Origin of the sequence: Streptomyces gardneri (genome assembly GCF_006539185.1) — a bacterium.
Taxonomy (GTDB): Bacteria; Actinomycetota; Actinomycetes; order Streptomycetales; family Streptomycetaceae; genus Streptomyces; species Streptomyces gardneri.
The window spans coordinates 1-11840 of sequence record NZ_BJMN01000018.1; the positions used below are offsets into that span (position 1 = coordinate 1).

The following is an 11840-nucleotide window of genomic DNA, read 5'->3' on the forward strand; positions in this document are numbered from 1 at the left end:
CCTGCCGGCCATCTCGCCAAACCCGCCGGGCGTCCCGCCGAACCCGCCGGGCGTCCCGCCGAACCCGCCGGGCGTCCCGCCGAACCCGCCGGGCGTCCCGGCAGCGAACCCGGCGCCCACTCCGCAGGGAGCGCAGACAAGTCGGCGGGCCCAGCCCCGTCACGCGCTGCCGCCCCAGCCTGCGACCTCATCACGCCAGCAGCAACTTCGGCAGCGGCTGGAACGCGGGAACCAGCGCCAGCCCGTCACGCGCCGAGTCATCGACGCGACCCCACAGCGGCCGAGTGAAGCAACCCTCAGCCGTAACGAGCAGTGGGAGCTGAACCGCCGTCGCCGCCAGCGGGGCGGTTCATGAAGAAGGGGACGAAGGGGTGGCTGACCGGCGCGGCCACACTGCTCGGGCTGTCCCTCGTCCTGCTCTCCGCGATCGCCGCCCACGTGGCCGGCCTCGGCCAGAACGAGGCCGAGGCCGCCGCGGCCGTTACCCGCTGCGGGGCAGCGGGTCAGCCCGGATTTGACCCGGAGACCGCAGATACGGCCCGCAAGGTCAAGGAAATGCTGGATGGAAGCGGCGACGTGAACGTACGCGGCCTCTCCGAGCCCAATCAGCAGGTCCCCAACGCGAAAGTCATCGTTGCGACCGGCGTCCAGAAGCGGGTGCCGGCCCGCGGGCAGGTCATCGCCTTGGCCACCGCCCTGCAGGAGAGTGCCCTGATCAACCTCAACCACGGCGACCGCGACTCCCTCGGCCTGTTCCAGCAGCGTCCCTCCCAGGGCTGGGGCACCCGCGAGCAGATCATGGACCCCGTCTACTCCTCGGGGAAGTTCTACGACGGGCTCGCGAAGCTAAAGGACTGGGAGCAGATGCCGCTCACAGTGGCCGCACAGAAGGTCCAGCGCAGCGGCTTCCCCGACGCGTATGCCAAGCACGAACCGCTCGCCACCGCCCTCCAGCAGGCCATCGCCCCCACCCTCGGCGCCGCTGCCGCCAGCCCGATGCCGGGACAACCCGGTCTCGGCAACTTCGGCCCGAGCCAGTGCGCCGGACAGGGCGGCGGCAACGTGGACTTCGGGAACATCCCGCCCGGCTCCCTGCCGGAGAGCTACCAAATCCCGGCCACCGCGCCCCCGCAGGTGCAGACCGCGATCCGCTGGGCCCTGGGCCAGCTCGGCACCATGTACCAGTGGGGCGGCAGCTGCACCAACGCCCACGGCCCCAACCCGTCCGATCGGTGCGACTGCTCCTCCCTGACCCAGCGCGCGTACGGAGTGGCCGGCAAGGAGATCACCCGCACCACCTACACGCAGATCAACGACGGCCACGTGGTCCCCGCCAGCGCCATCCAGCCGGGCGACCTGCTCTTCGCCGTCGGCTCCGCCTCCCGCCCCGAGCACGTCGCCCTAGCAATCGGATACGGGTACGTCGTGCACGCACCCAAACCAGGCCGTGTGGTGGAGGTCGCCCCTCAGGCCAACCTGGGCCCGATCCTGCTGGTCGTACGCGTCGTCTGATGCAACGGTGGTCAGGATCTCGGCCGGTCAGCGGGTGGCCGAGCGCATCCAGTGGCCGGTCGTGGTCCAGCCCTGGAAGCGGCGGGCAAGGCCGTTCAGTGCGGTGCCGTCCGTGTCGAAGGTGCCGCCGCCCGCGACGAGGCGCAGTCCGGCGATCGCCGGGGCGAGGCGGGCCGCCGTGTGCCACGGCTGCTCGGCGGCCTGCGCCGCCATCTGCTGGACGAGCGTGGCCTGCCGGCCGGGCGGGCACAGTGAAAGGAAGAACAGCGTCTGACGCCAGGCGTACGCGGCGTCCTTGATGGTGCCGAGTGGGCGTGGGTGGCCGTGGACGCGGGCGACGAGGCGGCACACCGCGTCGAAGCCCTTCTCCGCCAGGGCCTCCCACCCTGCCTCCGGGGCAATGCCCGCGTGTCGCACCAGAACGGCCAGGTTGTGGGTGGTCAGGATCTGCGCCTGCTCGATGACCGTGCCGTTGCCGGCAGGCGACCAGGAGCGGGCGGTGTCCGTACCGGCCCGTTCCCCGCACAGCCGGTCGAACGCGGGTGCTGTCCGTGCCGGACGCGTCCGGCCGAGGTTGTCGACGGCGTGCACCACTGCCAGGTTGCGTACCGCCGCGCAGTCAATGCCGTAATAGCGGGTGTAGAGGCTGTCCTCCAGAAGATCGGCCGCAATGCGCGCGGCGGTCAGGAACTTCGGGCTGAAGGTCCCCATGAAGATGTCGGCCGCCAGCTCTTCGGTGAACGGGGCGGACAGGTCGGCCTGGCGGGCCAGCTGGGACATCTCGCGCACCAGCGGGTTCGGCAGCAGCGTTCCGGGGAACGCGCCGACGGCCAGATCTCCGAGGCGGCGTAGCACGGCCTCTGCCGCCGCCCGCGCCCGCGCCCGCGTATCGGCGTCGCTGCCGTGGCCGGCGACCGCGCGCACCCAGGGCAGCTCGTCCGCCCGTACTTGGTGCGCCAGGTTGAGCAGCAGCAGCGAACGCCGGTTGCGGAAGGCGCGGTACGTGGCCGCCGTGAGGGTGCGCAGGGAGGGGTCGGCGTAGCGCTGTGCGGTGGCGTTCGCCACGAGCTGTGGAACGAGCTCGGCCAGCACTTCCGCGGACGGCACCAGGCCGCGCGCGACGAGCTCCTCCGGTGTGGCGCTCAGCGCGGTGCGAACCACTTGCCGCAGTCGCGGCGGGACGACGGTTCCGGCGGGCAGGCCGGTCTGGCCCGCCTCCGTCCGCGTGATGGGTGCGAGCGGTCCGTCGACGTCGGGCGTGCCAGCCCGCTGGTCCAGAGTTGCGAGGCGGTCCGCCACGACGGCGGCGATCTCGTGGTGTGCCGGCAGGGCCGCCTGGCGCGCCTGCTCGGCGCGCAGCCGGGAGTGCCGGTCCGAGCCGGGCAGACCTCGCTTGGCGACGACCGAGGTCACCGCGTGGCGCAGCAGGCCAGCGAGCCGGGGTGTGAGCGGGCGACCGGCGGCGGTCTCCTCCAGGGCCCGCAGCATGATGCCCGTGTTGGACTTCTGATCGCGGTGCTTGCGGCACTGCGTATGGGTTGCGGCCAGGGCGCGGTAACGCTGAAGCAGGGCGGTGGCCCTCACGCGCGCGTCGCCGCCACCGGGGCCGGTGAGGGCAGCGGCCGGGCCGGGGCCCGGGACGCGCTGCGGTGCGGGTCGATCCGCCGCGGACCGGGCCGGGGCGGACGCTTCGAGATGCTGCAGCCAGTAGGCGAGGAGCTCGTCGTCGAAGGGCCGCCAGACGCCGAGGGCTTCGCGCTGCACCTCGATGGCGGTCTTGGGCCCGCGGGCCCGCAACACGTCGGAGACCTGGCCTACGGTGCAGCGGTGCACTGCGCTCGCGTCGGGGGCGGGCCCGTCGGCCGGGCGGGGCAGGAAGCGCAGCCGGTCAGCGAACGGCTGAAGCTCCGTCACCAAGGCTGCGGCCGTGTCGAAGTCGTCGGCCCGTACCAGCCAGGCGACGGTCAGCAGTGCCGCCTCCTCGGGCAGGGACACCTCGTAGCGGCCGGTGTCCAGCAGCTGCCACAGTTCCTCGAGGCCCTGTTGCGTCAGCGCGTGCGCGAAGAGCGCCGCACGGTCGGCCGGTACGCCGGCCCGGCGGGCGGCGTCCGCTTCGTACGGGGCGAGCGGCCCGCCCGCGCAGGGCGTTCCGGTGGCGAATCCACCGCGGACGACCTCAGGGGTGACCCAGGCGGGCAGTCCGGCGACCGGGGTGCGCGCGCCAATGGTAAGGCTGCCGTCCGCCATGCCCGCGAGCACCGCACGCCATTTCTGGACACGGCCGACGGCGCGGTCGCGGGTCGCCGGCTCGGGGTGCGAGACGGAGGTGCGCAGCGCGCGTGCCAACTGGCCTGCGGCATAGGCCGACGAGACGGTGGCCGGGGCGATCGTCGTGGCTGCGGACGCATCGGCGGGAGAGCTGGGCTCGGTCGGGGGCTGCTGATCAGCGTTCTCGTCCATAAGCCGGCGTGGCAGGATCTGCCCCTGCGCCCTCCGGGTAGGAAGCCCGGTGCTCTGGCTGACTGAGCTACACGCCGTTCGGTGCCCCGACCCTAGGGTCGATCACCTGTGCCCGGCAATCGATTTGCGAGCCGTCGGCCGCAGGTCGATGCCGAGGGCGGAATTGACCGGCACGTCGCGGTCGACTGCACCCTTCGCGCCCACCAGCCGCCGCAGCAGCGCCGAAGACGGCTCCGCCACCCCGCGGCCCTCACAGGGGGTACGGCCGGGGGGCTGGAGTGGCGACGGTTCGCCCAGCACTCGCCAACAGTCAAGGGATTGCAAAGCATTCCCGTGCGGTGTCTGGATCGGCCTCGAATTCCTACTTGGTCCAGGTGAAGGGCTTCTTCCCACCACCCTGGAGGAACCGTGCACCAAAACCGCCCCGCCCCGGCCGACCCCGTTCCGGCCAACATGAACCTCCCGGACCTGCCGGTCGACGAACTCCTCAACCAGCTCCGCGCCGCCCTGGGCGCGGCCGCGCCGTACCTCGTCGCGCTCGGCGTGCTCGGGGCGGCGGTGTGGGTGTGGTGGACGATCCGGCGCGCGGCGCTCGTGCGGGAGGCGCTCGCCGACCGGGTCCAGGTCGAGGTGATCCCGACCGCCACGTTCGACCCCGGCGAAGGGGAAGTCGGGCGCTGGGCACGCCAGCTCGGGCGGGTGCACTACGCCGCCGACGGGATCCCGGCCCGCGGATCGGCGGTGCGCCTGCGGTACACCGCCCTGGAGGGGAAGATGCGCTGCTTTATCGAAGGGCCGGCCGCTGCGGCCGCGGTCCTGAACATGCCTGGTTTCGCCGAGGTCGAGGTCCGCACTCAGCACGGCCAGGCTGACATCCTCCCAGTCCGCTTCACCGGCCCGGGAGGTACGCCGTGACCGCCGTCGTCTCCCTCGCCAAGCCCACGAAGGCGACCACCGCCCAGGCGAGCGTGCGCCGGTACGTGCAGCGCGCCGAGCTTGCTCTCGGCCTGCCCGACTACAAGGCCCTGGCCTCCCTCGGTCTGAGCCCCGACCCCCTGCAGCAGCTGGCCGCGGCCATGGCCTCCGTCCGCACCGAGGACGGGGAGAAAGCGGTGGCCGTCTTCGACCTCGTTCCGGTCTCCGAGCAACGCCTGGCCCGACGCCGGCGCCGCCTGATGGCCCGCGCTGCCCGACGGGGCCCGTCCGCGTACGGTGAGCGCCTCACCGGAGGCCTCGGCGGAGGCGGTTTCTGGGGATCAGCCACCGCAGCCTGGTCCGGTGGCGCCGGCGCCTCCAGCCGCTCCGAACGGATCCCCCGGCAGACCGACCTGCGCGAGGGCGTCGGCAAACTCGAACCCAGCGCGGGCGCCGTGTTCGCGGTACAGATCCTGCTGCGCACCGAGGCCTCCCACCCGCAGCTGGCCCTGGCCCGCATGCACCAGCTCATCGCCGCCCTGTCGATGACCTCGGGGGAGAACTACCTCAAGGCCCACCGCCCCCGCCGCTGGGCGATCGGCCGGTTCGAGCGCCGCTTCGCCTCCGGCGAGTTCGCACCGCGCCGCCGACAGTGGCTGACCGTGCCCGAGCTCGCGGGGTGGCTCAAGCCGCCGACGGTGAAGTGCACCGCCTCCAGCGTGGTCCGCTCTGGCGGACTGGTCCCACCGGCCCCGGCCGATCTCCCCGTCTACACCGGGCAGCACGATCTGATCCCGCTCGGCGCCGTCGTCTACCCTGACGGACGCGAGCGGATCGCCGCCGCCCGGGTACAGGACCTGCTCTTCGGCCTCCAGCTAGGGAAGGCCGGCCATGGCAAGACCGAAGAGGCCCTGGTCCAGTGCATCGCGATGGCCCACTCCGGCTACGGCACGTGGTTCCTCGACCCGCACGGCGAGGGCTGGATGAGGGCGAAGCCGTACTTGGCGCACCCGAAGATCGCCGACCGGCTCTGGGAGATCAACCTGGCCAAGGCCGACCCGGAGCAGCCAGTCGTCTCCTGGAACCCCCTGTCGATGGAAGGGCGCAGCCTCCCCGATGTCCAGGACATCGTCCGCTCCGTCACCGAGGGCATCGCCGCGGCTCAGGACTGGGGCGACAACGCCCCGCGTGCCCGGACGATTCTGGCCCGCGCCTCCCAGGCCCTGGCCCTGCTCAACCTCCAGGCCGTCCAGGCCGGCCACCCCGAGGCACAATGCACGCTCTTCCAACTACGCACCTGGCTCACCGACGAGGAATGGCGCGAGCAGCTCCTGCCCAAGCTCCCGGACCGCGTCCGTGCGTACTGGGAGACCACCTTCCCCAAGCTCGGCCCGGATGCCGTTCCCACCGTCACCTACGCCATCGACCGCCTCGACACCAGCCAGAGCCTTCAGGGGTTCTTCGGCAGCCCGCGCTCCGCGTACGACGTCCGGCACGCGATGGACACCTCGAAGGTGGTGTTCGTCTGTCCGTCCGGCAGCGAGAGCGACGCCCTGGTCAGCTGCCTGCTCATCCACGACCTGCACCGCGCCGGCCTCTCCCGGCAGGACACCCCCCGCGAGCGGCGCGCCACCTTCTGGGCCTGGGGCGACGAGCTCACCGCACTCGACTCCTCCAGCAAGGGCTTCCTCGCCGCCATCGCCGAGCAGCTGCGCAAGTATGAGGTCAGGTTCATCGGCATGACCCAGATGGCGCTGCGGCTCTCCGCCATCACCCGCCAGGCCCTCCTGCAAAACCAGTCCTGGCTGAGTACCTGCGCCGCGGACTACGACGAGGCCGCCTTCGTCGCCAAGAGGTGGAACGGGCACGTCAGTCCGGAGACGATCACCGAGCTCCCGAAGTACCACTACGTGATGTCCGTGAACCTCAACGGCGCCCGGACCACGCCCTTCCGGGTCCGCGGCCTGCCCGTGGACGAGGTCTTCGCGCGCTACGACAACCCGGCCGGCATTGCCGCCCTCGACCAGGCGATCGACAGCAATCTCAACCGCCGTCCGCTCGGCGACATCCTGGCCGACCTGGAAGAGCTCGACATCGTCGTCCTCGCCCACCACACCGGGCGCCGCGCCGGCGGCCCGAGCGCCGGAGACCCCACCAGCGTCATCGACTAGAAGAAGGGGAGCACCCCGTGCCCTACCCGCAGTCCGCCCCCACCGGGCTGGGCCAGGTCGCCCAGCAGGCCGCCCAGGTTCTCTACCAGCACCGTCTGGTCTCAACGAGGCAGCTCCACCGGCTCGTCACCCCGCACCACACCCGCTCCGAGTTTCTGCGCCGGCAGCTCCACACCCTGCGCCAGGCCGGCTTCGCCGAGGCCGTAGGCCGGCGCAGCACCGGCCAGACCGAACTGCTGTGGTGGCTGACCGAGAAGGGGGCCCAGGCCGTCGAGGCCGTCGGCCTGCTCCAGTCCCGCGCGTACCGGATGAGCCCGGAGGCCGCTCTGGGCCCGCTCCAGGAACACACCCTCGCGGTGGTCGAATCCGGCGCGGCCTTCGTCGAGCACGCGCGCCGCCTCGGCCATGAGTGCGGCCCCCTGGACTGGTCGCCCGAGATCGCCCACTACTACCGCGACGAATCCCGGCCGGGGGAGGAGCTGTGCCTCGTCCCGGACGCTGTCCTCAGCTACGTCCACACCGCGGGGAAGCAGCGGACTTTGCTGACTTTCTTCGTCGAGGTCGACCGGACCCAGATGACGATCGCCCGTCTGGCCCAGAAGTTGCATGCCTACGCCGCCTACCACGAGTACGCGCCCCAGCCTCAGATGACCAAGGGCACTCGTGGTCCCCGGCGCCAGGTTGCGCTGCCGGCCTGGCGCTACCGGTACCCGGCGTTCCCCCGGCTCCTGCTCGTGCTGACAGGCGCGTCCGAGGATCGCCTCGCCCGCCGCATTGCCGACCTTCGCAGCCTTGCTGCCAGCGATCCGGCACTCGCCACCACGGCACTCCGGGCCGGCGTCACCACCCTCGACCAGCTCCGGAACCGGGGCCCCTTCCAGCCGATCTTCACCCCCGTCCTCGGTGCAGCCGAACCCGTCGATGCATGGATCCGGGGCCCCCTCGCTGCCGCAGCCTGAACATCCCTTGGGGGCGGGCACGCCAACCAGACCTGCAGCACATCGGAAACGAACGGCCTGACCATCGGCCGGGCTACCTCTCGCCAACGACGACCAAGACCTTCCACAGGGCGGAGCATCCCGAACGACCGCCGGCACCGCGGGACGCGACCGATCGGTGGAACGGCGCGGGACGAGCGTCACGAACACCGCGGCGGCACTCCGTCCTGCCCCCCCGAGGGCCTCATCCCTGCCTCGGGAGCTCAAGGCCCCGGATACTGCCTTCGGGGTGACCTACCGGCCATGGGGATCGTGTTCAGTCGCTGCGTGCCAGTGGGGACGACGCTGGGGCAAGTGGTCACCAGCCAGCTCGAAGGACCGGGAATCGTCGCCAAGCAACTGGCTGGCGCAAGGGACCGCAACGCGATTCTGATCAACGCCTCCGGCGATCCCTCCCGGTTCGACCGGCTCCGCAAAGACCTTCCCGGACAGCCCTCGGTTCTCTTGTATTCGGAGAACGACAGGGTCGTGTTCTCCGGCGACTGCACGTCTCTGGCCTTCTTCGGCCTGATGACAGCCTGTCCCAAGAAGAGCACTGCGCTGCCCGATGTCACCAAGAACATCGGGCCTGGACCGCAAAGAGCGCTGGCCGTCCTCGGGCTCAGCCCGGACAGGGTGAATGTCACGTCCAGCCACCCAGGTATCACGGACCCCCGAAAGGGTGTCGTTCGTCGTCTTCAACACGGCGGGCGACGCAGGAGCCGACCGTGTCTGGGAAGCCGCCTATCGCACCCTGGGCCTGCCCATGCTCGCAGTTCCCGTGGAGTCCGGAATGCTGGGGGCACAGGCGCGAGCCGGATACGTCAAATGGGTTCTGGACGCGGCACTCATCGGCCTGGCGGCCCTCGTCCTTGCCGGGATGGTGGGCGCAGCATCGGTCTTCGACGATCAGGCACGTGGTCTCGGTCCGATCGCTCCGTTCCGCAACGACCGGCGTTTCTATGTGCAGGTCGCCTTCTGGAATCTTGCCGTACCGCTCGCAGTTGTCGGCGTCGGAGCCGGTGCCGCCACCTACGTGCTCGGGCAGATGCTCCTGTCCATCGGCGACGGTGGCGAGCTCTCCGCCGGTCTCGTCGCCACCGGCTCCCTTCTCATCGCCCTCGGCGGCCTTGTCGTCGCCGTCGTCTGCGGTGAGATCGCCGTGCGCCGCGCTCGTACGTGGCGTCCCACCGGCGATTGACGTGCTTCGACGGCATGGATTGGGGGTGCTGATCGTTGACTGCTTGGCCAATCGCATTCCGCATCCAGCGATAGCCGGGCTTACCAATAGTCGGGGGTGCACGTCCGTGTACCCCCCCTGTCCATTTTCACGCGAACGCCGTCAGCACGGGTCCAGCCTTGGAACTTGACACATTCATGTCCATCCGGAGGTCGATTTTGGCTGATTGAACCGCATCCGTGAGCTCCAACAGCCGTTCCAACAGGTGTGGTTGATGTGATCTTGCGTAGTCTTGACTTTCGCGTAATTGAAGTGGTCCTGCGGTGCGCGGTGAGCTCTGCAGAAGCGGCAAGGGCAGGTGACGCCGGGTGACCGCATATGCCTCGGGAGACATCGTGACGACTCATACGCACATGCGACGCGTGCACCCTCGAACGGCGCCGCTCCGGTCAGCGGGCGCCCTCCTTCTCACCGGTTCCTTCTTCCTTGCCGCATGCGGCAGTGCTGAGAAGAGTCCGGAAGCAAAGCCGCCCGCGACCTCCACCCCTTCGGCCACCTCGACCCCGGCCAAGCCCCTCGAAGACCCGGTCGAGACCGCGAAGAAGGAAGCGACTGTCACCTACCTTGCGCACTGGAAGGAAGTGGAGAAGCGCTACGCAGACAAGACGGGCAAGGCTGGCAACCTCAAGAGGTACGCGGCCTCAGCCGCTCTCGCACAGGTAGAGACGGGCGCCGCTGATATGCGGAAAAAGGACGCGGTAGTCCTCGGCACCGTCACTGTGAACAACCCGACCGCGACGAGTGCGGACATCGACCGCAAGGTTCCGAACGTCATTCTCTCCAGCTGTCTGGACATCTCTCAGTGGACCGTCACCGACGTGGACACCCAGAAGCCGGTCGCCATGCCCAAGAACAGGCTCGTGCGGTACGTCATCAAGGCCACCCTTGAGAAGTGGCCCGAAGGGTGGCGCGTCATCCGCGACGAGCCGCAGGGTAAGGCGTGCTGACCCCTCTGCGAGCGGCAGCTGCAACCGTTCTCGCACTCACCATGACAGCAATCTCTGCTGCCTCCGCCCACGCAGACAACCCCGACGGGGAAAGCGGTTCTCACTGCGGCCCCTTCTTCTGTGAGGTGCGAGTCGACGTGCCCGGTTCCGGCGGCAGCGGCGGCGCGCCGGTCTCGGGCGGAGCGTCCGGGGGAAGCGGAGAAGGCGGCGGGGGAGGAGGAGCGAGACCAGCCACTGAGCCTGTGTGCACGTACAAGAAGTTCCATCCGCAACCCCTTGCGGGCAGCCTCGACTGGGAAGGCCATGAGCCCGGCGACGGCGCCGTCTATGAGGAGCGCTGCACCTTCGACAACGGCATGACTGAGTTCACCAACGTGCGGAACATCTGGGCGGCTACGCCACCAGCCGCCGTCGCTGTCGACCCGGCGACCCTCGCGCGTCAGGCCCTGGACCGAATGCTGCTGCGTGGACCGCAGATCGGGATCACCCCGAAGCCTGGCGGAAGGGGCGTGGTCGGAATGCCGGTGTACCTGTGGACCGAACGGGGCCCAGAGACATATGGGCCGAACGTTGCCTCGGCTTCCGCCGGTGGTATCACCGTGACCGCGACCGCGAGGGTGAGCCGGATCGTGTGGAACATGGGCGACGGCAAGAGCGTCATCTGCACGACCCCTGGCACCCCATACAGGGCCGAGTACGGCAAGCAGCCTTCTCCTGACTGCGGCCACCGCTACACCGCGCCCTCCTCGACCACCGGGACAGGCGAGTACCACGTGACCGCGACATCGACCTGGGCGATCGGCTGGCAAGCGACGACAGGACAGTCCGGACAGCTCACGGAGACACGGCAGAGCGCCGTCGACATCAACGTCGTCGAGGTCCAGGTCCTGAACTAGGTCCCCCGCTAGCACTTCGAGAGGCACATCGCCGCATGGATTCCCCCGTACAGCCGTCGGTACCGCGCCCGGCCGCCCCGCCCCGCCCCGCCGTCCCCATCACCACCACCGCTCCGGTCAAGCGAGAGCGCCGCTGGTCGGTCGCCGCGCTGAGCATCGCTCTTGCGGTGGTCTCGGGGCTCGGTGCGGCCGCGGCCGTGAACTCGGCGAGTGACCGTACCAAGGTCCTGGCCATCGCGCGGAACGTCCCCGCCGGGCAGGTTCTGACGGCAGCCGATCTCACGGTGGCCGAGGTCTCCGCCGACGCCGCGCTCACGCCCGTTCTCGCCACCCAGAAAGCGTCCATGGTGGGCAAACGGACCGCTGTCGACCTGCGTCGCGGTGGCCTGCTGACGGCCTCCCAGCTCACCGCAGGTACCGGACTGGGAGACGACAAGCAGCAGGTCGGCGTTCAGGTCAAGCGAGGTCAGGCACCGGCTGGCACCCTGACACCCGGCGACAAGGTCCTGGCCGTGACCACACCAGCACAGGGCGAGCAGACCTCCGGAAAGGCCGAGGCGCCGCCGTCGACGATCGGCGCGGTCGTCGTCAGCATCTCCCGCCCGGACGCCTCTGGCACCGTCGTGGTCAACGTAGCGGTCTCCTCCACCGACGGCCCGCTCCTCGCGACCCGAGCGTCCCAGGGCCGGATCGCCCTCGTGCGACAGCCCCGGAGCAGCTGA

9 protein-coding genes and 1 tRNA gene are annotated in these 11840 nt (G+C 70.4%); 8 read left to right on the forward strand and 2 right to left on the reverse strand.

Annotation, left to right across the window (positions count from 1 at the left end):
* Positions 1-351: 351 nt before the first annotated feature.
* Positions 352-1512 (forward strand): C40 family peptidase, encoded by a 1161-nt coding sequence (locus SGA01_RS14745; RefSeq protein ID WP_167534105.1) that lies wholly within the window; start codon positions 352-354, stop codon positions 1510-1512.
* 27 nt (positions 1513-1539) lie between these two features.
* On the opposite strand, the gene SGA01_RS14750 is transcribed toward SGA01_RS14745, so the two are convergent.
* Together SGA01_RS14750 and SGA01_RS14755 are read right to left on the reverse strand one after the other, a co-directional pair.
* On the reverse strand, positions 1540-3972 hold the full coding sequence (locus SGA01_RS14750; RefSeq protein WP_229918357.1) for a hypothetical protein: 2433 nt from the start codon (positions 3970-3972) through the stop codon (positions 1540-1542).
* 3 nt (positions 3973-3975) lie between these two features.
* Positions 3976-4049, reverse strand: a tRNA-Gly gene (locus tag SGA01_RS14755).
* Positions 4050-4380: 331 nt separating this feature from the next.
* Between SGA01_RS14755 and SGA01_RS14760 the strand changes: the two genes are divergently transcribed.
* The 7 genes from SGA01_RS14760 (at position 4381) to SGA01_RS14790 (ending at position 11840) form a co-directional block, all read left to right on the forward strand.
* Positions 4381-4887 (forward strand): hypothetical protein, encoded by a 507-nt coding sequence (locus tag SGA01_RS14760; RefSeq protein ID WP_308699057.1) that lies wholly within the window; start codon positions 4381-4383, stop codon positions 4885-4887.
* Positions 4884-7058: a type IV secretory system conjugative DNA transfer family protein gene (locus SGA01_RS14765; protein WP_141296958.1), complete on the forward strand. Its 2175-nt coding sequence runs from the start codon at positions 4884-4886 to the stop codon at positions 7056-7058. Before SGA01_RS14760 ends, SGA01_RS14765 begins: the two co-directional genes overlap by 4 nt.
* A 17-nt stretch (positions 7059-7075) precedes the next feature.
* On the forward strand, positions 7076-8017 hold the full coding sequence (locus SGA01_RS14770) for a replication-relaxation family protein (RefSeq protein WP_141296959.1): 942 nt from the start codon (positions 7076-7078) through the stop codon (positions 8015-8017).
* 700 nt (positions 8018-8717) lie between these two features.
* On the forward strand, positions 8718-9236 hold the full coding sequence (locus SGA01_RS14775; RefSeq protein ID WP_141296960.1) for a hypothetical protein: 519 nt from the start codon (positions 8718-8720) through the stop codon (positions 9234-9236).
* A gap of 347 nt (positions 9237-9583) precedes the next feature.
* A complete protein-coding gene (locus tag SGA01_RS42045) occupies positions 9584-10222 on the forward strand; it encodes a hypothetical protein (protein WP_229918356.1) in 639 nt (212 codons plus the stop codon).
* A 242-nt stretch (positions 10223-10464) separates the two neighbouring features.
* Positions 10465-11118 carry an ATP/GTP-binding protein gene (locus tag SGA01_RS14785; protein WP_229918355.1) on the forward strand — a complete coding sequence of 218 codons (654 nt, stop codon included), beginning with the start codon at positions 10465-10467 and terminating at the stop codon, positions 11116-11118.
* Positions 11119-11153: 35 nt separating this feature from the next.
* Positions 11154-11840, forward strand: coding sequence for an SAF domain-containing protein (locus SGA01_RS14790; protein WP_141296961.1), 687 nt, complete (start codon positions 11154-11156; stop codon positions 11838-11840).